The following is a 22,179-nucleotide window of genomic DNA, read 5'->3' as shown; positions in this document are numbered from 1 at the left end:
CAGGATTAATATTTGAAAAGATGAGAGCTACTGCAAAAATGGTGACCATAATCTTCTTGAAATTCAAAATAATTCTTCATTTTCTCTAGATGTAATTTATTATGATCTCTTATTTTGCTAATTTAGTATTTGCTATAGCTTGACTATAAAGGAGGATTTATTATGAAGAGAGTATCGTTTTTTTTGCTTTTTCTTCTTCTATTGACAGCATCCGCTTGTTCAAACAAAGTCACTTCATATACAGGAGAGAGTGAGAATTGGAGTGTCTCATGTACCGTTCAAAGTAATAGCTCTGTAGCAAGTTATGAATATGAAATTAGGTACTTAGGAGATAATCCTTCATTAATTAAAAAAGTTAAAACCAAATTTATGAGCAAAAATATTCATTCTACAGGAGAAGTTCCTTTTAATACTGTAATCAGAGGAAAAGCTGAAGGGATGTCCCCATTTTTGGATGAGGATGAATTTATAGTTCAGATGGATTGGGAAGGAAAATCGGAAAAGATAGTGGTTACCAAATGATGGTGATAATAAGCGGAAATATTAATAGAATTACAAACTACAGGCTAAAGTGAGGTGAATAAAATGAAATTTCTAAAGGGAGTATTGATTGTAATTGCACTAATAGTTGTAGCTTCAGTCACATGGTATGGCTCCTATAAGAATGATATGAAGGATCTTGAAGATGGTTTAAGAACGTATTTAATCGTTGAAAAGGGTATGGATGAACATGATATCATTAGCATCACTGCTCGTCGCAGTAAAATGCCACAGTATCCTGTAGTCGTCAAATTAAAGGACAATCCACAGGAAGTTGTATACACCTACAGAGAAACGAAATGGGTACAACTATGGCCTGATCCATAATTCTTCAATTGTATGTCCGATATTATTCGGTTTTATGGAATATTACGTCTTTTGGATGGGTTAGGCCTTATCTGTTGGATATGCAAGGATAAGTTGCAAGGTCCGGTTTTTAGCTCGCTTTATCAATTTTGGGGTAGCAAACTCTCAGATCATCTTTAATCTGAAAGCAACTGCATCCGGGGCCAAGATGGAAAGAGGGTAAATGGTACGTTGTTAAATAGAAGGAGGGTCATATTTGAGAAAAGGATTATTTATAGGTTTATTATTGATTACAGTAATCATTCTGGTGTTTTTTATGATGAAAGATCCGGTTCCCGTAGAAACTAGCAGGCATCTAAAATCTGTTGAACTAAAAGGTAATGTGTGCTTAGTTACCGTCAATAACCCTCAAAAGTCTACAGAGAGTACTCAAACAGAACAGTTCGAAAGTCAGTCATGCACAAATTTAAAAGAAGGAGATGCAATAAGCTACCAATCTCTAAATCAAGGTAAGTATCTACACATCGTTTCAATTAATAAAGAACTAACAAGAGATCCTCTGTCAGGCTCAATAACTAAGAAGTTTGAGGAGGGTGGAAATATGTATATCTCCGTTGAATTACCTGGTGTAGGGGAAGAAATCTTCTTAATAGATAAATCGGACATTACTTTTTACTTGGATACTTGGGGACTTCCTATTCATTTAATTTAAGTCTATTGTTCAACCAATACATATCTGAAGACTCACCAGTTGCTTTTACTACATGGGGGAATATGTCGAGGGACAAAATGTGGTCATTTAAAATTCGCTAATTTAAATTTAAAGATAAGTAAGATGTTCAAATATGATAATAAAATGTATCAATAAAGAAGGTAGTACTCTTGCAGTTCAGGTTTTTGATATATGAATAAAGTTAGGAGGATCATATATGGACAAAACGAATATTATGGCTGAATTTATCATTACAGGAGATCATTTCGAACCGAAGTTAATCACAGAACAGATTGGAATTGAACCATCTGGAACCTATATAAAAGGAGAAAAGATTGATGATAGAGATTTGTATCGAAAGGAAACCTGTTGGTTTTTGGAGACGGACTATCAGGAATCTTTTGATATCAATCAGCAATTGAATCACATACTCAATCTTTTGGAGCCACATATAGAAAAGTTGAAAACCTTGAGAATGAAGAATAATTTGAATTTTCGGTTTAGCTTCTCGATTAGGATTATGCATAATGAGACCCCTGCGATTACTATTGAGAAAAAGGCAATTGGTATAGCCTATGATTTGAACGCAGAGTTTGATTTTGATTTGTATATTCTGTAGCAATGGAAACAAGTCATTCTGAAAATACATACAGAGGACAAGGGAAATGATTAAATGAATATTGGAGATATTGAGAAATTAGCGGATAGGTTACCTACAGAAGTTTTACCGTCTTTGTTCAGGAATGCTTTAAAAGATTTTGAAAATAAGATTCTTGATAAAAAAGTTTTTTTGTTAATCCTATCCGAATTAACAGATCGACAAATCATGACTTATGAGCTTTTAGAGGATAAAACTAGAAATGAGATAGATGTCTTAATGAGGAAGTTATGGAATACTAATTACTACGAAGATGTAGATATCATACTCTCTATTGTTGTTAACCTTGGTTTGAAGAATTGTTTTATTAAAATTAAAGAGTCTATAAGTAAAGAAGATAATATAGATTTGATAATTTTAAACGAGATTAAAGAGACGATTATGGAGGTTGGAGATCATATTTCAAATCCATATTATGACTTAGAAAGGTTTAAATCATCTAAAAGTGAGTTTTAGCTCATAAGATGGTAACCTGTGATATAAATTTATAGTTTTAATTCTGGTTCGTATCATTACTCATTCGAAGATGTCATTAAACATTTTGATGGCTCTTTTTTTGTGACAGTAGGGCAGTTTATTTAGAATATGTGTACACCTACAGAGAAGAGCAATGGATACAACTCCTGATCCATAATACCCAGATGAATTGATGATCACTTTCTTGATAGGAATAACTGGGTACTGGACGCCCATTCATCCACCTTTCTTTTCTCTACTTTACCTAATAGTAGTTCAAGCGCGGAATATCCTTGAAACCTAATACGAATTTACAAAGTATATATAAAGAAGGATATAATTAGTTACCATTTATAAATTTGTACTCGGTTACATCCATAGAGGGGAGGACGGATATGCCATTTATTGGGGGAATCATTTTAATTTTTATCCTAGCATTTATTCTATGGTCATTAATGTTCCCGCTATTCAATAAAATAGGTAGTAGAATTTTGAAGAAATACAATAAATTCAAACAAGAGGAGAATGGTGATGAAAAATTCAAAGACGTTTAGGGTAGGGGCAATTGCGGTTGCATTAGTTATTATTGTGGGCGTGCTAATGGTGACCTTCTTTTTAACACGAATTCCTAATGGATATGTTGGGGTCGTTTATTCACCAAATGGAGGCGTAAAAGATAGCACACTGAGTCAAGGGTGGAAACTCGTTGGAGCGTTTGATAAAGTGACGAAATATCCGATCCGAATTCAAACGGTTGAATACAGAGATATTCAGATTGCTACTTCTGACGGGAAAAACATCACAATCGATTTTGCCTACAACTACCAAGTAGAACCAAGTAAAGTATCTTCTATATTCAATACATTTGGGCCAATTAGCATTCAAGAAATTGAGGATACATATCTCAAAACACGTTTCCGTGACGCAGCTCGTAAAGGTATCTCCAAGTTTACAGTCATTGATGTGTATGGTGAAAAGTCATCCGAAGCAGGAGTAGACGTGCAACAACGTTTTTCTGATGACGTTAAAGAACTAGGCTTTATTGTATCCAACGTTACTGTAGGTGTTCCTCAACCTGATGCCAAGACGCAGGAAGCAATCGATAAGCGTGTTGAAGCTTCTCAAGAACTGGAACGTAAAACGACTGAACTGGAGATCGCCAAGAAAGAAGCAGATCGTAAGCGCGTGGAAGCGCAGGGTAATGCAGACAAACTATTGATAGAAGCAGAAGGTCAAGCTAAAGCAAATAAAGAACTTCAACAATCATTATCGAGTCAACTCGTTGAATATGAAACTATCAAGAAATGGGATGGAGCACTTCCATATGTAAGTGGGTCAAATACGCCAATGATTCAATTGCCAACTACAAAAACAGAGCAAAATAGCGGCGCGGGGAGCGTATCTCCCTAATAGCAGTTTGAAATGCACGCCTTGCTTTCTCACCAATTGAATGTGTTGAATTCTAATGAACAAGCCGGTCCAAACGTGGGCTGACTTGTTCATTTTGAGTCTTTTCAAAGGTACTATGAGGGATTTAGTTAAGCCATGGCATTGGATTCACCTGTCCAATCCTGTACAATGGATAACGACAAAACAACGGTAGATTAAGGATGGATTAGCACGATGAGAATTATCATATCACCAGCTAAAAAGATGAAGATTGATACCGATCTTATGGCTATCGCGCAGATGCCGCAGTTTATAAACGAGTCAGAACAGCTATTGAGTCTGCTTCAAGAGTTGTCCTATGACGAACTCAAAGCGATGTGGAAGTGTAACGATGCAATCGCCGAACAGAACGTGGAACGGATTCAGAATATGAATATAAAAGCAAATCTTACGCCAGCCATCTATGCCTATGAGGGCATTCAGTATCAATATATGGCTCCGGGTGTTTTTCAAAATGAGGAACTGGCGTATCTTCAGCAGCATTTACGCATATTATCCGGTTTTTATGGCATGTTACGGCCTTTGGATGGGGTTACCCCTTATCGGTTGGAGATGCAGGGCAAGTTGCAAGGTCCAGGCTTCAAATCGCTCTATCAATTCTGGGGTAGCAAACTCGCAGATCAGCTTCAATCAGAAAGCAACTACATCCTAAATCTGGCTTCCAAAGAGTATAGCAAAAATATTTTACCTTTTCTGAGTGAGGAAACCCGGTTCATTACTTGTGTATTCGGACAAATGGTCAATGGGAAGCTTGTTGAAAAGGCAACCTGGGCCAAGATGGCCAGAGGTGAAATGGTACGTTATATGGCAGAGCACAAGATTACAGATGTGAAGGACGTAAGAAACTTTGATCGGTTGAACTTCGCTTTTTCAGAAGAACGATCCGACGAGAGTACGTATGTATTCATACAAGCAGAGGGCAAGTAGCCTGCTATGCAACGGTGGGTTCCTATACAAAGTCGGCCCTTTAATATCACAATGAGAAAAGACGCAGGGGATGTATATCCCTGCGCCTGATCAAGAATCAAATCCATGTTCAAAGCTGATGAGCTTTTGGGCTTATTTCCCGTATTCCTCATGATAGAACCAGGATAGCCAATTCCTCCAATATTCATATTACATCCTTCCTGTTAACGAACATTAATCCAAGCGGTCCACTGTGTTGGAATATTAATGGAATAGACCGTTCCTACAAATTGTCCCCCTGTAGTAGGCGCTTCATAAACCCAAGAATAGGCCCAAGCGTCTACGACACGATCACCGTCCAGATCAATAGCTTCAGACCAGTTGTTAGTCATTGTATTGCCGGCGAGTGTGCCGTAGTGACTGCTGTCATAACCGATCTGGAAAGTAATACACTGAATCCAAGCCCCACCATGATCATTGGTCGTGGAGAGCGGGTTGTTATTGAAGCCGTAAATTTCTTGGCCGCCATTCGGAGATACGACACCATATACATTAATGTGAGATACTTTCGGAGCAGGCGCAAACAGAACTGGACCACCCGCATTATCTGCCTTCTGCGATTCAAATTCAGCCTTAGCCGCTTTCACAGCTTCACGGAATTCTTTGGAATTAATAATTTCTTCCTTTGTCATAGGTTTGGCTTGAGTCACATCACCGTCTGCATAGGCAGCTACATTAAATGAAAGCATTAGAACAAGAATAAGAGCTAAACTAATCAATTTTCTCATAGCAATAAATTCCACCTTTCTTGTTATGGGTATTCTTTTACAAGAACATGCGGTTACGACAAATAGACCTGCTTGCAACTTAAAGCCTCTTGCCCTCCTCTCTTTTAAAGATGATTCTTCTCCTTTTTTCTTTACTAAAAAAGAAATTAAGGAGGTAGAACTCTACAGGCTAGAAAACTCTATGAAGTAGGAATGTATATGTAAAATGAATGCCTGCCAATGATTATGTGTTGCAGACAAAATGTAAAACTCATTTATACGCATTGATATCTTAGTTATGTTAGGCTCTGATACCCATCTTGTTAATATAAGATTCCAAAATAAATATTTAAATTGTAATATATTCCATTTATACAAACATATAGTACCCCTATCAACGGCACAAGTCAAGTTCATTCTTTAATTCTATTATTTGTTAAAGTTTTCTGCTTGTCGTAGTAAAATGCCACAGTATCCTGTAGTCGTAAAAGGAAAACCCTCTGGAACATGTATACACCTACATAGAGATCGTATGGGGCTGAGGGACGGATATAAATCATTCTGAGCGGATTCATGCAGTGAAATCAGGAGGTTAGCCGGATGTAATTGCCATTAAAATTCTGCTAACATAGTCCTATCATATCTTAGATGAGCGGTGAAAACGGATGAGTACAATTAAGGTGACTCCTGAGCAACTACATCATGTATCCAATCAGGTGGATCAGGCCAGACAACAGTTGGAGCATATTCGCAGTGAACTGACGAGACAGATCATGTTCGTTCAGATGATGTGGATGGGGGCGACGCAGGAGCGATTCTACTATGAGTTTGAACAGTCGCGCCCTATATTGGATAAAGCACTGGAGAGTATGGTGGGCATCTCCAAGGAACTCAAGGAGATCGCTACGCGATTTGAGAATGTCGATGCTGAAAAGGTGAGTCTTGGAAGTGCTGTTGGCGCTGTGGGTGCGGGAGTAATGATGAAGACCTTGGGTAATGATGCGAGTACGGAGGATAAAGGCTACCGGATGGCGCAAGTCAATGTGTATGGGAAGCTGATGTGGATGCCTGTGAACGAGAATGGTGTTACGGATCAGGCAGCCCTTCAGGCATATAAGAAGGATCAGGGGCATTTGGATATCAATCGGATGCAAGCTACGGATGCTGAAGCGCCAGGAGAAGATATTTATGCGATGCAGATCAAAGCCTTTGAAAATGGAATTCATCCCTTCACAGGCGAGCCTGTATCCGATAAATATGCTCAAATCATGTTGACTTCTCTGAAGTTCAGCCAGCTATTTATGGCATTTCAGATGGTTCGCGGGAGTATGCCGGGTGGCAAAGGGCCGTTTCGTTTGCCTTCTTCTCATCCAGCTGTGGCGAAGATTAAAAAGAATCTGGAAGCGAGGAAAGCGAATGAGCAGAAGAAGGGTTCTGAGGTTACGGGGCAAGTATCTAAGAGTGTAATAAGTGAACATGTAAGTGATGCAGAGAAATTGCAAAGACCATATGATCATTTAGTAAACGTTGATGGATTTAAGAGAGGTAGTAGACCTGGAGTATCAGGTGGTCATAATATGGACAAATTTAATGAGACCTTACAAGAAGACGCAAATAAGTATGGGCTGAGTGTTAAAAAGGATTATTTTATAGGGGAACCCAATAAGCACAACATTGAGGGAATCTACGAGGTGGAATATCAAATTCCGTCCTTGAAGCGAAGTGAATCAGATAAAAGTATCTTTGAACCGATAACGGACACAAATGGAAATGTGGTTGGGAAGAGAGTGAATGATCCCAAAACAGTATACGATCCCAATATAATTTCTAATGAAAAAATGTATAATTGGGGAAAAGCAGCATTAGAGCCACAGATACAGGCTGGAAACGTGAAAAACGGGATAGTTAAAGGAGAACTAAATGGGCTGAAATTTGTGGGGTTCGTAGATGAAAAAGGGAACATAAAGAACTTTTATCCTGCTTTTTAATTAATATCGGAGGAGAGATATGATGTACAAAATTTTGACAACAAAAGCTGAAATAGATAGATTAGTCGAATCTTATTTCTGGATTATTGATTTTCCGAGAGCTTTAACATACTTCGGAGATCATGAGAGATATGGTTATGGTTCAGGTCCACTGGAGGTACAATTTTCATCCTATCATATGCCAGAAGAGGAAGAGTATATTGGTGATCAGAAAGTGTGTTTTATTGGAGAGCCTCCAGCATACGATGAAGATGTAATGGCAGTGATGGAGCATGATGAATTTTATAACTATTTGATGATTTACAGTGAGAAGTACGTGGAGGAGCACCCAGAAGCTAAACAGGAGATTTATAATTTATTAGATATGGTAAAAAAAAGATTGGATTTACATTCTTAACTCACTGATTGTGAATCATAAATCATTTGCGAGGAACAACGAAAGTTCGTTTATCTTATACGTCCATAGTATTCATAGTCCAAGTATTGGGTGTACAGTTGGGAAGATATGAAAGCACTAAAAACGTTGCCGTATGACCCCGATTGATGTTATAAAAATCCGAAAGCTCTTCCCACCTGAATATTGTGAGGAACGAGCTTTTTTGTATGCAGAAAATAAACCAAAGAAGGTGAGAGGACAGCAAATAGAGGTGCTGAATAAATTATTGTAGGCTATATTGATATGATTACATCCGCCTATCCGTTGTATTAAAAAGATTGGAGATACGAACATGATTAAATACAGGTATACAATCGAATATAAAGAAGATTTCAACGAAGTTATCGTGGACCTAGGCATCGATTCATCATTAAAGAATGGTTATCTGATTAGTAATTCTTTGGGATCGGATATATTTGGAGACTTCGCCACGATCCAGGAAGAGATCGGAAACTTAATCGAATTACTGAAAGGGGAAATAACGTTATACGAAGGTGGAGGGAATGTGAACTTAATAAGATCTGACCAGTCTTTTACAACTTTTGAAGATATCTTTGCAGAAGAAGATGAAGAGGACAGTATATGTGAAATTGAGACGTTAGAATATGTAAAGATACTATTGTTATGGGCAAAAGAGAACTTTCAGTATAAAAGCCAGCGAGGCGTTATCTTGAAAGAAGAAGGGCAAGTAGCATTAGAGTGGTTAAACGAAAAATATATTGAGGTTTTAGTTTTGGGTCAAAAGATCGAGCGTATCAATTTGAAATTGATTGAATGAATTGTATGAACAATAGATCCGTAATATTTTGCGGAGAAAAGTGAAAATTTTCATTGCTCAAAAGTTACGGAAAAACGTGTGCGAGTCAACGGTTAATACTATATCAAGTAAGTAATTAATAGATCCATTACATATACCTAGTTTGTTTCACTAAATGCGCGTAAGAACCAATTCATCTGCAATACTCAATGAGTTTCCCAATGGAATAACATCAAGAACGCGAAATTCACAATATAAGGAATATTAAAAGACAAAAAAGCCTAACCCCTCAGTATCTTGAACGAGGAATTTGGCTTATGGTCTTCAGCTTAAACAGTCGCGTCCGATGGGTGATTAAAATAATGATTTATTTATCCATGTATAATTAATGAATTTTAACATTTGCCCATTCATTTCAAATTCTTTATCACTAGTTTCTGTATGCTCGAATCCGTTTTGCTCTAAAACTTTTTGAGATGCTATATTGTTGGTGGTTGTTTTTGCCTTAACTTCTTTTATATCTAAATCAACTATTGTATTGAGTAATAATTTTAATGCTTTTTTAGCAACACCTTTTCCAGTGTGGATTTGTCCCACTCTATAGCCGAGAAATCCTATTTTATCGGAATCAATATCAACTAAATTTATTCTTCCAAGAATAGAGTTATTTTCATCTTTTATTAAATAAAAAAAGGAGAGTCCTTTGACTTGTTCATCAAGCAGAGATTCATTCCTTACTTTAAAAACCTCAGGTATGTAATAATCATCTCCTCGAGACGGTACCATTTCCTCGAAAAAAATTCTGTTTTCAATTTCGAATTCATACAAGCTTTCAATATCTGTGTCTTTTAACTTCTCTATTACTATATTCATGAATCTTTTCCTCCAATCAACTTTAAAGGCTAAATACTAAGAATCCGCTTCTATAAACTATAATCTGCACTACGATATGTGTTTGTTCTAATTCCGCATTTTGTATATGTCGAAAAAACATTGAAATTATTGCAATTAAGTTTTTGTACATCAAGTATAACATCCTATTTCGTTATTCAACATCGCCCCTTGAATCGACTGTATTCCCTGTGACGAAGGCTTGTTTTTTAGCACGAAACATCTCAGAAAAGGAAGTAGCTTTTACAGTATGGCCCCGATTGGCAGGAAGAGGAAAATGTTTTAACCCAACTTTACAGGAAAATAGTTTCTCAATATATGGAAGAGCATAAGATTACAGATGTGAGGGTTGTCAGAAGCTTTGATCGGTTAAACTTTGGTTTTTGAGAAGAGTTATCGGATGGGAGTACTTATGTTTTCATACAAAAAGAAGTAAAATAGCCTCCTTACAATATGTACAATTATGGGTTGGATGTACATACTGTAAGGAGACACTTGACACGTCCGCAAAGAAACATAACGAATCAGGAAATCTTTACTAATCCCTTATACGAAATTAAGAAACCTCTAGTAAGAAATGGAGCTGCAACTGCCCTAAAAGATCTTGGCGGAAATAGGGGGCCGACTCTCTAAATGAGACTTTGTAGGCTTGGTAAGACTAAACGAACTGAATAAGAAAGCCCAAAGATGAAGGTGACACACTGCGTAAGTAAGTGAAGCTGATCCATGGAGAAGCCTACTGCAACTTCTTATCCGGATAGACAGAAAAGCTTTGATTGGTAATCAAAAACAATCGCAATGAGTACTGTGTTATTAGAAATTCCTAATCGGGTGTGAAGTAATAGCATTCCAAAGTTGCTGACAATAGGGACTTTCTTAACTCCTAGGTTTGAATTTATTAACTGCAATCAACAAATCATTAAAACCAGGTTGATTAGTTTTAAACCAGTTGATATTTTTAGGACCAATAAAGAAAATTTCTTGATTCTCTAAAATCGAAATATCTTCGAGAATAATGTAACCTTGGTTAAATTTATCTCCTATTGTTGGAATTGATGACACAAGTAATTTATTATTAAAAGTTATTTTAAGAATCAATAAAGGCTCATATTGATACTTTTCAAGGTAGATCCAATGGTAGGTTTTGTGTTTCCTTTCCGTAAAACTAAGAATTGAACTCATAAAAATAAAATATGTAATAAAGACAATAATAAAATATAAAGTTGAAAACTCGAAGATATTATTATTCAATAGATAAGTAAGAAATGAAGTAATTAACGTAGCCAATAAAGTTCCAATTGCTGACAAGGTTACAATCTTAGTTATCAATCGGTAAAGATTTTTCTTAGGTGTAAATAAAATTCTTTCATGTTTATTTGATGATAATAATAATATTAAAGAAGTAACACCTACTGGAGAAAGAAGAAAAATTAAAATGGACAACCAGTTATCTTTTAAAGGTTCGAACAATATAATTCACCACGTTTCAATTTTTCTTGTTAAAAGATATATCGGATTTGACTTCAAAGAACTTAAACTCCAATTAAGATTTTAGGACGTTTTAATTGACTTCCAATCTTTGATATTGTTAAAACGTTCTAAAGCGGTAAATTAGTAACTGTAAGCAAAATATGATTTATCTCACTTAGGAGGAACATTCATAATTCTGTCGAATTTAATGTCTGAAGGAACTTAATTTACTATTATAGTGAGGAGTGTACCAATGAATACAGGTAAGAATCAGATAATTTCATTTATTAACCTAAAAGGTGGCGTAGGAAAAACTTCAACCGCCATTAATATTGCAGATGTTTTTTCGAGAGATGGAAGCAAAGTTTTAGTTATTGACATGGACCCACAGTTTAATGCAACTCAAGCTTTGTTGAATCATCAATTCAGGCATCATAGAAAAGAAATTGAGGCTGGTTTACTAAATGACACTCTTGAAGAGTTAAAAGAGAAATATGAAGAAATCTCAAACACTACATATGAAGAATCTACAGATGATCAACTTAGTCAAGATGAGAATTATAAAAAAGAAATATCATCACAACTAATATACAATAGATTAAAGGAAAAAAGAGTTACAGTAAGAACACTGTTTACTCATGAAGGCATAGTTGATCCACTACAGAATCCATCTTTAATTTATAGTATAAAAAACAATTTAGATTTAATTCCTGGTGACCTTGATTTGTTCGAATCCTTATATGGTGACACTAGTGGAAAACACAATGTTCTAGAAGATCACATTCAAGCCTTCAAACTTAGAGAAGTATATGATTATATCATCATTGATTGCCCCCCTAACTGGACAATACTTACCCAAGCTAGTTTGTTTGCTTCAGACTATTACATAATTCCAAGTAAGGTAGACTTATTTTCAAGTGTAGGTATCGGCCTATTAGAAAATTTAGTGAAATCAACTTTTTATGAAAATCACGAGAAAAAATCAGCCATCTTAAGGATGTACAGTATGTATAGAAGAGATTTAAATCGTACGACTATTAGATCGTTAGGAGTATTGTTTACATTAACACATGATATGCCAATAGCCAGTAAACTGAAAGAAAGGTTGCAGAGAACAATACCTCAAATTTTTTTCGAGACTGAAATACCATATCAATCGTCAGTACCTTTGAAGTTCTCATTATATGATGAAAGTGGTAGTAAACACGAGGCTTTGAAAAATTCTGTGTCAAGAGCAATTGTTGAAATAAAAGCAAAGATATTGCAGTTGGAGGAAGAAGATGGAGAAGAAAAATGAGAAAAAGAGAGACTTTATTGGAGAATTGAGTGTAATTAACAAAAACAAGTTCTCTCTTCAACAAACCCAAAGTTTGTATTTAGGCATCTTATATGAACTTATATTAAACAAAGAGATTTTTCCTAGAAACAAAGATTTGACTTCTTTTATAAAAGAAGTATTTAAAACGGAGTTTAACGAGTATTTATTTAAAGCTAGGCCATATTTAGCATCTAGGTTGCTGAAGCATGTGTTTGAACAGTATGACTCGTTAATGATTTCAGCTTCTATAAAACTTGTAATATTATACTTGCAGCAAGAAAAAACAGAAAATAATTCGGATTTAAGAGGAAAAAAATCTATAAACAACATAGAAGACGATGTGGTAGGGTGGTTTAATTCAGTTAGTAAAGGAAGTAATGAAAATTGAGTAGTTTAATTAGTACAATGGAACAAGAGTTTGAAAAGTTACAACAAATGGATGGGATGAAGATTGAGTTCATTGAAAAAAATAAGGTTCTCATGAGGAAGATTTTTGGATATATTTTTGTGCTAAATTATCTGAAGAATAAAGCTGAGACAAAAAGATATTTTAATATTGAGTTTCATATGACATTTTCATTATTATTGGAATCAATCTATGCGCTTTTATCTGGACAATGTCGAGCGGCGCTACTTTTACTCAGATCAGCACAAGAAGCAAATTATAAGTTCGTACTGGAAAGAGAAAGGCAGTTAATGTTAGATAAAGATCCGACTATCTTATTTGAATCTTTAGATTACAGATTTGGAGAAACAAAAAGGAAATTTGCCGAAGATTTACATCGTTGTTTAGATGACAATAAATTTAAAGAGTACTTTACTTCACTAGATAGAGGGTTAACTTTATACAAAGAATTAAGCGCTATTGTTCATTCAGGCACTAAATCCTTACCTGTAATTAGTGTTGAATATTTTTCCCATCTACATGAAGAAACAATTATAGACAGTGCTAAGTTTTTTGAGTTATTTATTTCTGTTATGAATAATATTTTTATATTAAATTATTTTATGTTACGTGAGAGTCTGCAAAAATGGGATTACTATTCTCTTTACAACTTATTAAATCTTTTACATGGGGATAAAAGGACTAAAACTTTAATTTCGATTGTGAAGCATAATTAGTTTATTCAAATCTCCAGGTTAGTAAGTATGTACTGGGAATTTGTGTGTAAAGAAAGAAACTTAGCAAGTGTCTCCTTAACATTGACCGCAATAGACGGCTGGCAATAATTTTCAACTTAAGTTGAGAGATGAATTTTTAGTTATTAAAAAATTATAGTTATAAGCTTTTAGTTCTATCCACAGTAGACTAAGAAATTTAGCGCATTTCCCGCTAAATCCCCATCTCACCTCATCCCTTGATGTACAATCTTCCTGAGGTGACCTTACCATGAAGGATAACATGTCAAACCTGATCGAGGATTTGTTTCACGGGAACCTGCGGTTGGACGAGTCGATTCATCCTGAGCACTCCGAATATCAGGAGATCAATCGTCAAATATCAGACCTCATGCAGGCCTACAAAACACATCTTACCGAGAATGAATACGATGCTTTGGAGCAACTGATAGACTTGATCGGACAATCCACGTCCATGTATGTGGAAGCGGCGTTTGAACAAGGTTTTCGCACAGGCGGTAAACTGATGATTGAGGTTTTAGCCAAACCGTGAATATCTATCTACCTTATAAGTCAGCAGACAATACAAAGCAATTCAAAAAATCCCCTTCTCCATAACCACCGATCAGGCTGGCATGGGGGAGGGGATTTTGCTTTTAAATTATTCTTTTATTTTATTACCTACCACTTACAGCGCACCAATATTCTTACCCGCTGGCGTACCCGAACCAATCAAATCACTGCCACCCGCAAGCTTGAGGAAATTGCCCAGGACAGGCGTGCCGTCCGCGCTACGTGTTACCGAAGGCACGAGGGAGACAAAGTCGGCTGCGCTGGCGAGCAGGCCTTTGGCGTTCTCGCTTTTTTTGTTCTTCCACCAGACGTTGGTGCTGCTGACGTCGGTTCCGCTTGTTTTGTCACTGGCGCCGCCTTGGAAGGACAGGTTGTTGGTGAAGATATGGGTGCCTACATCAAAGGCAAAGTTGCTTTGCCCATTGTTCCAGGAGGTGTTATTTTTCATCTGGATCGAACCGGGATTGCTGTTGTAGGTGAAGCCGTGCTTTTTATTATTAAACGCAATGCTGTTCTCAACGATATGATTCACTGCAATCTTCTCGCCGCCCAGCTTGAAGCCGTTACCATCACTGTTGGAGGTAGAAGTGCCGTCTGCGGTTGCGCCATTGGCGTAGGCGATGCTGTTGCGGATCGTTACCGCGCCGATGGCGCCTGTGTCCGTTTTGCTATAGAGATCCCAGCCATCGTCCACGTTATAGGCGGCAATACAACCGTCGAAGACATTGCCCGGGCCAACGGTCAATTTGGCTGCAAAACCGTCTGCATCCTCGCCGTCATCCGGGTCATAGTTATTGTGGGAGTAGGAACGAATCACTTCATTATATGCAGGCCATTCACTCTTGGCGGCTGTGGAAGCATAACGTCCCATTTGAATACCCGTATCCCGATTGTGATGAGCTTCGATCTGCTCCAGACGGTTGTAACTGCCTCCGATGAAGATACCGTTATCGCCTGCACCCTTCACCTCAAGCCCTTTGACGAACCAGTAGTCTCCGAACATTTGCAGCCCGCGGTTGGTGGAAGCGAAGGCTTGAGCGGAGAAATCAAAGACCGGTTTTTCCGATCCATACGCCACCAGGTTTTTACGTTGGCTCGATGTGCCGCTGTTGCCACGTTCAATGGTAATGGTCTGGGAGAAGTTATAGGTACCGCCGCGTAGATAGATCGTTTTGCCTGGTGCGATCTGGGTCAATGCGTTAGCCAGTGACGTTGGACTGTTCAGTGTTCCCGGATTGCTGGCTGAGCCGCCAGGAGACACATACAGATCACCCGCAGCAAGTGCGATATTCGAAGTCGCCACCGATTCAGAGGGATTTTGCAAGCTGCTCTCGATCAGTTCCTCAGCACCGGCCGATCCACCACCAATTAATAATAGAGGGAACGCGGCACTCAGACAGATATGGGCCATTTTGGATTTGAGGGAGCGTTCCTTCAGAGAACGTGCAGATCGTGCAGATACATGAGTGGATGTGGATGGGAATAATTTCATTACGTAAGCCTCCTTGGTTAATTGGGAATAGAATGAAGAGCATGTGGTAGCCGTGTACCAGACCGTTACCTATGAGATAGGTCATGCCGGCTGGTTAGATGTAATCTCTAGGACACAGCTTTATGGTAAATGTTGTAAGCGTTATCATCAATAATCATCTGATCAGATGGAGGTACATGCAGGCAGGTCAGGCCTGCAAGCTTCCAATGCCTGTAATATCACGTGAATTATGTAATCTTTCCATTGGGTGATAGCTCTCATTTAACGAAGAATCATCTGAAATGAACGTAGAGAAGTACGCTTTTCCATCCTCAAAGTACCAGTTTTACTTATGATCCACTCCTATGAACTTCATTCAACCTAAAATAAATAGCAGCCTACATCCTGAAGTGGAGATTATACTCAAACTAGTCATGAAAAAGCCCTGATAGCAGCTGCAACTGGCAACTTGACGATCAGGGCTATGTTTAATTCAGAACGGAATCTGCTTACTCAAAATACTCAAATGTACTAACAGTGTCAGATTTATCAGTCTAAACGCTGTCCAGCTGCTTTAATATCCGTCCGTCTCACGACTCTGTTTCTTCGCTTGCTCCACGCTTGGTTCATGTTTCGGTTGGACCGTTGCACTATCATCGGTTGGCACAGAGGCCAACCCTTCAGAGACGCGACGACCATAATCTGCATCGGCTTGGGTGAAATAAGAGATCATGCGCTCCCGGATATCCGGTTTGCATTGTGCCAACGCGCCGACCATGTTGCTGATTAGCTCATCCCTCTCCCAATCCTCGAATGCCCGGTACGTATCTCCTGCCTGACCAAAGTCATTTGTACGCTCAATCTTCTCACGAACAAGTCGGCCTTCCACCAGTGGTTCATGTTCCTTGCCACGTGGAGCCGCTTCTTTTAACCCACCAAGGGAGGAGGGTTCATAGTTCACATGCGGATTCTGACCCGGCGCACGATCCACTTGATACTGCATCTGTCCTCCGCTCTGATTCGTGGCTACCCGATTTTTCGGTGCATTCACAGGCAGTTGCAGATAGTTCGCACCAACCCGGTGACGCTGGGTATCCGAATAGGAGAAGGTCCGTCCTTGCAGCAGTTTGTCATCTGAGAAATCCAACCCGTCCACCAAGACACCTGTCCCGAACGCCGCTTGCTCCACTTCATTGAAATAATCCTCGGGATTGCGATTCAATGTCATTTTACCCACAGGTAGAAAAGGAAACTGCTCCTGCGGCCACAACTTGGTCGGGTCCAGCGGGTCGAAATCCAACTCCGGATGCTCGCCGTCATCCATCACTTGAACGCACAGCTCCCATTCGGGATAGTCCCCTTTTTCAATAGCGTGATACAGATCCAATGTCGCATGGTTGAAGTTCTGCCCCTGAATCTCGCTCGCGTCTTTTTGCAGCAGGTTGCGTATCCCTTGATTGAGCGGTTCCCAGTGATATTTGATGAGCACGCCCGTGCCTTCCTGATTGACCCATTTATATGTATTAACACCCGACCCTTGCATCTGCCGATAATTCGCTGGAATGCCCCATGGAGAGAAGAGGAATGTCACCATATGGGTAGCTTCAGGACTTAGCGATACAAAATCGAAAAACCGCTCCATATCCTGTGCATTGGTCAACGGGTCTGGCTTGAAGGCGTGTACCATATCCGGGAATTTAAGCGGATCGCGAATGAAAAAGATTTTCAGATTGTTACCCACCAGATCCCAGTTGCCGTCTTCAGTATAGAATTTTACAGCAAATCCGCGCGGGTCCCGCAGTGTCTCCGGTGAATGTCCGCCATGTATAACGGTAGAGAAGCGAACGAACACGGGCGTTAGTTTGCCTTTTTCCTGAAATAGACGTGCACGTGTGTACTTCGATACTGGTTCACTCCCGGCTGTTCCATACGCTTCAAATATGCCATGAGCGCCAGCACCGCGGGCATGGACCACACGTTCCGGAATACGTTCGCGGTCGAAGTGAGTAATCTTTTCGAGAAAATGATAGTTCTCCAGCGTAGTCGGTCCCCGGCTGCCAACAGTTCGTACATTCTGATTGTCCGTAATGGGATGACCTTGTCGATCCGTTAATGTCTCAGGGTCTTTGTCTGAGGAATGCTCTGATTGTGAAGACTGATGATTCATGGAGTGGAGCACCGCCTTTCCTTAAAGTGGATTCCTGTATATATTTTCCCTGAAAATTGGTTCTATACATTAAACCTCGCAAATAATCTCGTAAAAAAAGCTTGTCACCCGCTTCATCGCGTGAGATAATTAACTTTTGCCCTGCGGCCTTTTTTGAACGGAAAATGAAAGAGGACCGCGTCTAAGAATGGAGGCTGACCTAGGATTGTCTACACAACGTTATCCTTTTGCATATGATCCGGCTGAACCTTTTGTATCCCGTCTCGGGGAATGGGTTGCCGATGTTTTTTACGATATTTTGCCAGAGTTCGGCTTCGAGGTACGGGATGAACAGATTTTTATGGCGTACCAGCTCGAACGGGCCTATGGAGATAAAAAGACCATTATGGCTGAGGCCGGTGTCGGAACAGGCAAGACGTTAGTCTATCTGCTCTACGCGGTCTGTTATGCACGTTATACGGGCAAACCGGCGGTGATCGCCTGTGCCGATGAGTCCTTGATTGAACAGCTTGTGAAGCCCGGTGGAGATATTGCGAAGCTGGCTGCACATCTGGACTTGGAAGTGGACGCACGTCTGGGCAAGTCACCGGATCAATACGTCTGTCTGAACAAACTAAGTGCGATGCGATTTGCGGATGAAGATGCGCCTGTTATTGAAGAAGTACATGAGAGTCTGCCGGATTTTGTGAATACGCCGGGTACACTTCAGGCCTTCCATCCGTATGGTGACCGCAAACAGTATCCACATCTGAATGATCGTCAGTGGAACAAAATCAACTGGGACCCGTTCCAGGATTGTTTTGTTTGTCCAAAACGTCAACGTTGCGGCCTGACGCTGTCGCGTGACCATTACCGTCGTTCCAAAGACATCATCATCTGTTCCCATGATTATTACATGGAGCATGTGTGGACCTATGATGCGCGCAAACGCGAGGGCCAACTGCCACTCCTGCCTGATCACAGTTCAGTTGTATTTGATGAAGGACATTTGCTGGAAGAAGCAGCCCTGAACGCACTGAGCTACAAGCTGAAACACCGCATTTTCGAGGAACTCGTCACTCGCCTGTTAGAAGGAGAGATTCGTGAATCCCTCGCGGAGTGTGTGGATGAAGCGATTGAGAGCAGTGAGCGACTGTTTGCGTTGCTGGATACGTATACGGTCGCGATCCCTGGTTCGGAACGGAAAGAAGTTCGGGTAGAGCCGCCACTGCTACGTGAGATTGAACGTCTGACGAGTGTGCTGGATGCAATCGGTGAGGAACTGGTATTTGAGAGCGGATTGTTCTCGCTGGATGGTTACCAGATGCGTGTCGTGGAAGAACATCTCGATATGATTCAGTCTGCGCTTGCCTTGTTCCGCAAGGAAGATGGTTACATCTGTTGGGCGGAAGAGAGCGAGGATGAGACGACCTTATCGATCATGCCGCGCACCGTGAAGGAAATGCTGAACGAGCGTGTGTTCAACACAGGTATTCCAATCGTGTTCTCCTCTGCCACGTTATCTGTGGACAGTTCATTCCGTTATGTGGCGGACAGCCTGGGCATTGATGATTTTGTATCATTCTCGGTGGCTTCCCCGTATGATTATGCGGACAAAATGAAGATGAAGATTACCGATGAAGCTATACCGGGTCACCCGGAGAACGAAAATCGCTTGCGTGATGCGGTGTCGTTGCTTCAGGAGAGTGGGGGACGTGCGCTGATTCTGTTCCGTACGATGGAAGAACTACGCGCGTTCAAGCAGGACATCGTTCATGTACCTGAAGCAGAAGGTTTGCGCTTTATGTATGAGGGCGACCGGGAGATTAGTGATTTGATTGCGGCGTTCCAGCAGGATGAGGAGAGTGTGCTATGCTCCGTTAATCTGTGGGAAGGACTGGACGTTCCAGGTCCGTCATTATCCAATGTCATGATCTGGTCGCTTCCGTATCCACCACAGGACCCTGTCTTCAATGCAAAACGCAGTGCGTCGGCAGCGCCATACGAAGAGATCGATCTTCCGTATATGCTCTTGCGTGTGAAGCAAGGTCTCGGACGTCTGATTCGGACAAGCACGGATTCCGGTTCCGCGGTCATTCTCGATGAATCGCTGTATACCAAAAAGGAAGCCAAAGACCGCATTGCGGCCCTGCTTCCTGAAGGTGTGGAATGGACAACCCTGACACACTAACCAGCTTACGTTAAATGTTCTTGATTTATTTTCGATGATAAGGTTTCTTGCCAAAATAAGTTCTTGTTCTCTGCGGATTCACCATCCGTATGTGAGCAAGAGCTTATTTTTTGTTTTGATGGTTCCTTCAATGTACTTCTCTTCCCTTTTTTTCGAGGGGTTTTCCCTCGCTCCTCGCTACCAATCGCTCCAACATTCTAACGAACCTACCGCACCTTATTAGGGTGATAATGAAGAGATGTAAATTCTAACGAATCTCAGTAACGTTATCCCGCCGAAAATAGCTCTTAAGCCTGTAAATCGACCGAATTTGGAGAAATAACGTCGCTGTGATTCGTTACACGTCAGACCTGCGCAAATAGGAGCGAATAGCGTGTGTCAGGTTCATTAGAACCAATGACCAATGAGCGCTAATAAGGGAGGGCCTCTGTCATGCTCATGACTTATGGGAGATGGAAGCCCCTTTTTGATGTGTACAGATTTATGCTGTGTTAAAAAATACCCATGCTCAGATACCGTTCCCCGGTATCCGGCGCAATGCAGAGCACGCGGTGCCCCGGCCCCAGTTCCTTCGCAATGCGAAGGGAGGCCCACACCGAAGCCCCGGAGGAAGGGCCGAGCAACAGCCCTTCCCGGGCAGCAAGCTGCCGCATCGTATCCAGTGCGTCCTCATCGGACACCTGGATGATGGCATCCCACACGTCGGTATTCAGGATGTCCGGAATGAACCCCGGACTTGTACCGACGAGCTTGTGTGGTCCGGGCTCGCCACCGGACAACACCGGAGAACCTTTGGGCTCCACCGCATAGATACGGATATCGGGTAACTGCTTACGCAGTTCTTCCCCGGTGCCAGTAATGGTTCCGCCGGTCCCCGCCGTAGCGATAAAGGCGTCCAGCCTGCCTTCCATCTGTTGCATAATCTCGGGAGCAGTCGTAATCCGGTGAATATCCGGGTTTGCCTGATTTTCGAACTGCTGCGGAATGAAACTTCCCGGAATGTCTGCTTGAAGTTCTTTCGCTTTGCGAATCGCACCAGGCATCCGCTCTGCAGCAGGGGTGAGCACCACATCTGCGCCATAGGCTTTCAGAATGTTGATGCGCTCCTTGGACATATTGTCCGGCATAATCAGAATGGCTTTATATCCTTTGGCGGCGGCATTCATCGCAAGACCAATCCCGGTATTGCCGCTGGTCGGTTCGATAATGGTTGCGCCGGGAAGCAAGTGTCCCGCAAGTTCAGCCTGAACGATCAGGTTATAGGCGGCACGGTCTTTGACGCTGCCACTTGGGTTGAAGTATTCCAGTTTCACGTATACATCAGCGGAGTCGCTGCCTGTGAGTCTGTTCAGTTTAACGGCAGGTGTCTGGCCGATCAGTTCGGTTACATCTGCGGCAATGCCTGTATGTGCGGGTGTTTGTTTAATCGAATGTGTATTCAAATCCATGAAGTACAGCTCCTTGATTGATAAGACGTTGAGAGTATATCCGGTTGAAACTATATCATGCCTTATTGGAATGGTTGGATATCTCTATTCCATCTTAATGAACACAGCTAGCGGTGGTCAACCCGTTCAATTGTCAAACCTGTTGTGTCGGATCCATCTGCAGATGGCGACTCAGCTCTTTTTTGACCTCATTGCGTGCAAATGTCCAGAGCATATAGAACCGTTGCGTGTATCCCCTGCACATATAAACGGTTTCAATGCCATCCTTTCCCCGCGTTTCCTCCAGAACTTTTACTCCACGGGTTCTCATCTGTTTGCGCAGTCCCAGCATCTCCTTAAGTACTTCATTCTGAAGGCGGGTGAGCGACAGGATATAGACCTCGGGCATTTTCAGAAGCAGCGTATCCAGCGTTCGAATATCCCGTTCTAGTACATCCAGCAAAAGTGTACGCACAACCATCCCTTTGATCAGACGATGATCTTCATCCGCAGGAGTTGGGGCTGAAGTGGAAGAGGAGGCCATATAGTCACTTCCTTAGCCATAAATATATCGTTCTAATTAAGAACAAATGTTCCT

23 protein-coding genes are annotated in these 22,179 nt (G+C 40.7%); 16 read left to right on the top strand and 7 right to left on the bottom strand.

The window, feature by feature from the left end; all coding sequences use genetic code 11:
- The first annotated feature begins 162 nt into the window (after positions 1-162).
- The 8 genes from IFU39_RS17770 to yaaA all read left to right on the top strand — a co-directional run bounded on the left by IFU39_RS17770 (position 163) and on the right by yaaA (position 5,048).
- Positions 163-522, top strand: coding sequence for a hypothetical protein (locus IFU39_RS17770; protein ID WP_127545522.1), 360 nt, complete (start codon positions 163-165; stop codon positions 520-522).
- Positions 523-585: 63 nt separating this feature from the next.
- A complete protein-coding gene (locus IFU39_RS17765; RefSeq protein ID WP_192134077.1) occupies positions 586-867 on the top strand; it encodes a DUF3139 domain-containing protein in 282 nt (93 codons plus the stop codon).
- A 235-nt stretch (positions 868-1,102) separates the two neighbouring features.
- On the top strand, positions 1,103-1,558 hold the full coding sequence (locus IFU39_RS17760) for a hypothetical protein (RefSeq protein WP_192134075.1): 456 nt from the start codon (positions 1,103-1,105) through the stop codon (positions 1,556-1,558).
- A gap of 217 nt (positions 1,559-1,775) precedes the next feature.
- Positions 1,776-2,177 carry a DUF4279 domain-containing protein gene (locus IFU39_RS17755; protein WP_244661021.1) on the top strand — a complete coding sequence of 134 codons (402 nt, stop codon included), beginning with the start codon at positions 1,776-1,778 and terminating at the stop codon, positions 2,175-2,177.
- 54 nt (positions 2,178-2,231) lie between these two features.
- Positions 2,232-2,672 (top strand): hypothetical protein, encoded by a 441-nt coding sequence (locus tag IFU39_RS17750; protein WP_192134073.1) that lies wholly within the window; start codon positions 2,232-2,234, stop codon positions 2,670-2,672.
- 395 nt (positions 2,673-3,067) lie between these two features.
- Positions 3,068-3,226, top strand: coding sequence for a hypothetical protein (locus IFU39_RS17745; protein ID WP_165789856.1), 159 nt, complete (start codon positions 3,068-3,070; stop codon positions 3,224-3,226).
- Positions 3,204-4,082, top strand: coding sequence for a prohibitin family protein (locus tag IFU39_RS17740; RefSeq protein WP_081746030.1), 879 nt, complete (start codon positions 3,204-3,206; stop codon positions 4,080-4,082). Before IFU39_RS17745 ends, IFU39_RS17740 begins: the two co-directional genes overlap by 23 nt.
- A gap of 213 nt (positions 4,083-4,295) precedes the next feature.
- Positions 4,296-5,048 carry a peroxide stress protein YaaA gene (gene yaaA / locus IFU39_RS17735; RefSeq protein WP_192134072.1) on the top strand — a complete coding sequence of 251 codons (753 nt, stop codon included), beginning with the start codon at positions 4,296-4,298 and terminating at the stop codon, positions 5,046-5,048.
- Between the two features lie 203 nt (positions 5,049-5,251).
- Here yaaA and IFU39_RS17730 read toward each other — a convergent pair whose 3' ends face one another.
- Entirely contained in the window at positions 5,252-5,815 is a 564-nt protein-coding gene (locus tag IFU39_RS17730; RefSeq protein ID WP_036614488.1) for a DUF4879 domain-containing protein, read from the bottom strand.
- Between the two features lie 644 nt (positions 5,816-6,459).
- Here IFU39_RS17730 and IFU39_RS17725 point away from each other — a divergent pair.
- From IFU39_RS17725 to IFU39_RS17715, 3 genes are all read left to right on the top strand, one after another.
- Positions 6,460-7,782, top strand: coding sequence for a WXG100 family type VII secretion target (locus IFU39_RS17725; RefSeq protein WP_192134070.1), 1,323 nt, complete (start codon positions 6,460-6,462; stop codon positions 7,780-7,782).
- A gap of 22 nt (positions 7,783-7,804) precedes the next feature.
- Positions 7,805-8,179 (top strand): ribonuclease toxin immunity protein CdiI, encoded by a 375-nt coding sequence (gene cdiI / locus IFU39_RS17720; RefSeq protein ID WP_164783154.1) that lies wholly within the window; start codon positions 7,805-7,807, stop codon positions 8,177-8,179.
- Between the two features lie 331 nt (positions 8,180-8,510).
- A complete protein-coding gene (locus IFU39_RS17715) occupies positions 8,511-8,996 on the top strand; it encodes a hypothetical protein (protein WP_192134068.1) in 486 nt (161 codons plus the stop codon).
- Between the two features lie 333 nt (positions 8,997-9,329).
- Here IFU39_RS17715 and IFU39_RS17710 read toward each other — a convergent pair whose 3' ends face one another.
- Complete coding sequence (locus IFU39_RS17710; RefSeq protein WP_192134066.1) at positions 9,330-9,848, bottom strand: GNAT family N-acetyltransferase; 519 nt, start codon at positions 9,846-9,848, stop codon at positions 9,330-9,332.
- 894 nt (positions 9,849-10,742) lie between these two features.
- Positions 10,743-11,336, bottom strand: a complete 594-nt coding sequence (locus IFU39_RS17705) for a hypothetical protein (RefSeq protein ID WP_076333289.1) — start codon at positions 11,334-11,336, stop codon at positions 10,743-10,745.
- A 253-nt stretch (positions 11,337-11,589) separates the two neighbouring features.
- On the opposite strand from IFU39_RS17705, the gene IFU39_RS17700 reads away from it, so the two are divergent.
- From IFU39_RS17700 to IFU39_RS17685, 4 genes are all read left to right on the top strand, one after another.
- Positions 11,590-12,633 carry a ParA family protein gene (locus IFU39_RS17700; protein ID WP_076333288.1) on the top strand — a complete coding sequence of 348 codons (1,044 nt, stop codon included), beginning with the start codon at positions 11,590-11,592 and terminating at the stop codon, positions 12,631-12,633.
- Positions 12,617-13,042, top strand: coding sequence for a hypothetical protein (locus IFU39_RS17695; protein ID WP_192134064.1), 426 nt, complete (start codon positions 12,617-12,619; stop codon positions 13,040-13,042). Before IFU39_RS17700 ends, IFU39_RS17695 begins: the two co-directional genes overlap by 17 nt.
- A 17-nt stretch (positions 13,043-13,059) precedes the next feature.
- Positions 13,060-13,776, top strand: a complete 717-nt coding sequence (locus tag IFU39_RS17690) for a hypothetical protein (protein WP_192134062.1) — start codon at positions 13,060-13,062, stop codon at positions 13,774-13,776.
- Between the two features lie 268 nt (positions 13,777-14,044).
- Entirely contained in the window at positions 14,045-14,326 is a 282-nt protein-coding gene (locus tag IFU39_RS17685) for a DUF6809 family protein (RefSeq protein ID WP_192134060.1), read from the top strand.
- Positions 14,327-14,461: 135 nt separating this feature from the next.
- Here the strand turns inward: IFU39_RS17685 and IFU39_RS17680 are convergent, their stop codons facing one another.
- Positions 14,462-15,838 carry a right-handed parallel beta-helix repeat-containing protein gene (locus IFU39_RS17680; protein ID WP_192134058.1) on the bottom strand — a complete coding sequence of 459 codons (1,377 nt, stop codon included), beginning with the start codon at positions 15,836-15,838 and terminating at the stop codon, positions 14,462-14,464.
- Between the two features lie 553 nt (positions 15,839-16,391).
- Positions 16,392-17,984, bottom strand: coding sequence for a catalase (locus IFU39_RS17675; RefSeq protein ID WP_192134056.1), 1,593 nt, complete (start codon positions 17,982-17,984; stop codon positions 16,392-16,394).
- 205 nt (positions 17,985-18,189) lie between these two features.
- Here IFU39_RS17675 and IFU39_RS17670 point away from each other — a divergent pair, with 205 nt between their 5' ends.
- The gene (locus IFU39_RS17670; RefSeq protein ID WP_244661020.1) at positions 18,190-20,154 is read left to right on the top strand and encodes an ATP-dependent DNA helicase; all 1,965 of its coding nucleotides are present in this window, start codon (positions 18,190-18,192) and stop codon (positions 20,152-20,154) included.
- A gap of 491 nt (positions 20,155-20,645) precedes the next feature.
- Here IFU39_RS17670 and cysK read toward each other — a convergent pair whose 3' ends face one another.
- A complete protein-coding gene (gene cysK / locus IFU39_RS17665; protein WP_192134052.1) occupies positions 20,646-21,602 on the bottom strand; it encodes a cysteine synthase A in 957 nt (318 codons plus the stop codon).
- Between the two features lie 133 nt (positions 21,603-21,735).
- Positions 21,736-22,125, bottom strand: coding sequence for a hypothetical protein (locus IFU39_RS17660; RefSeq protein WP_192134050.1), 390 nt, complete (start codon positions 22,123-22,125; stop codon positions 21,736-21,738).
- Positions 22,126-22,179 lie beyond the last annotated feature (54 nt).

It is taken from the genome of Paenibacillus sp. CFBP 13594, assembly GCF_014842675.1.
GTDB classification, from domain to species: Bacteria; Bacillota; Bacilli; order Paenibacillales; family Paenibacillaceae; genus Paenibacillus; species Paenibacillus amylolyticus_B.
The sequence above is the reverse complement of the archived record's forward strand: the minus strand, read 5'-3'. Positions and strand labels throughout refer to the sequence as shown.

What these genes read in the sequence shown, in the direction of transcription:
- IFU39_RS17770 (WP_127545522.1), top strand. Translation starts at nt 163, where the DNA reads ATGAAGAGAGTATCGTTTTTTTTGCTTTTTCTTCTTCTATTGACAGCA.
- IFU39_RS17765 (WP_192134077.1), top strand. Translation starts at nt 586, where the DNA reads ATGAAATTTCTAAAGGGAGTATTGATTGTAATTGCACTAATAGTTGTA.
- IFU39_RS17755 (WP_244661021.1), top strand. Translation starts at nt 1,776, where the DNA reads ATGGACAAAACGAATATTATGGCTGAATTTATCATTACAGGAGATCAT.
- IFU39_RS17750 (WP_192134073.1), top strand. Translation starts at nt 2,232, where the DNA reads ATGAATATTGGAGATATTGAGAAATTAGCGGATAGGTTACCTACAGAA.
- IFU39_RS17745 (WP_165789856.1), top strand. Translation starts at nt 3,068, where the DNA reads ATGCCATTTATTGGGGGAATCATTTTAATTTTTATCCTAGCATTTATT.
- IFU39_RS17740 (WP_081746030.1), top strand. Translation starts at nt 3,204, where the DNA reads ATGAAAAATTCAAAGACGTTTAGGGTAGGGGCAATTGCGGTTGCATTA.
- yaaA (WP_192134072.1), top strand. Translation starts at nt 4,296, where the DNA reads ATGAGAATTATCATATCACCAGCTAAAAAGATGAAGATTGATACCGAT.
- IFU39_RS17730 (WP_036614488.1), bottom strand. Translation starts at nt 5,815, where the DNA reads ATGAGAAAATTGATTAGTTTAGCTCTTATTCTTGTTCTAATGCTTTCA.
- IFU39_RS17725 (WP_192134070.1), top strand. Translation starts at nt 6,460, where the DNA reads ATGAGTACAATTAAGGTGACTCCTGAGCAACTACATCATGTATCCAAT.
- cdiI (WP_164783154.1), top strand. Translation starts at nt 7,805, where the DNA reads ATGTACAAAATTTTGACAACAAAAGCTGAAATAGATAGATTAGTCGAA.
- IFU39_RS17715 (WP_192134068.1), top strand. Translation starts at nt 8,511, where the DNA reads ATGATTAAATACAGGTATACAATCGAATATAAAGAAGATTTCAACGAA.
- IFU39_RS17710 (WP_192134066.1), bottom strand. Translation starts at nt 9,848, where the DNA reads ATGAATATAGTAATAGAGAAGTTAAAAGACACAGATATTGAAAGCTTG.
- IFU39_RS17700 (WP_076333288.1), top strand. Translation starts at nt 11,590, where the DNA reads ATGAATACAGGTAAGAATCAGATAATTTCATTTATTAACCTAAAAGGT.
- IFU39_RS17695 (WP_192134064.1), top strand. Translation starts at nt 12,617, where the DNA reads ATGGAGAAGAAAAATGAGAAAAAGAGAGACTTTATTGGAGAATTGAGT.
- IFU39_RS17690 (WP_192134062.1), top strand. Translation starts at nt 13,060, where the DNA reads ATGGAACAAGAGTTTGAAAAGTTACAACAAATGGATGGGATGAAGATT.
- IFU39_RS17685 (WP_192134060.1), top strand. Translation starts at nt 14,045, where the DNA reads ATGAAGGATAACATGTCAAACCTGATCGAGGATTTGTTTCACGGGAAC.
- IFU39_RS17680 (WP_192134058.1), bottom strand. Translation starts at nt 15,838, where the DNA reads ATGAAATTATTCCCATCCACATCCACTCATGTATCTGCACGATCTGCA.
- IFU39_RS17675 (WP_192134056.1), bottom strand. Translation starts at nt 17,984, where the DNA reads ATGAATCATCAGTCTTCACAATCAGAGCATTCCTCAGACAAAGACCCT.
- cysK (WP_192134052.1), bottom strand. Translation starts at nt 21,602, where the DNA reads ATGGATTTGAATACACATTCGATTAAACAAACACCCGCACATACAGGC.
- IFU39_RS17660 (WP_192134050.1), bottom strand. Translation starts at nt 22,125, where the DNA reads ATGGCCTCCTCTTCCACTTCAGCCCCAACTCCTGCGGATGAAGATCAT.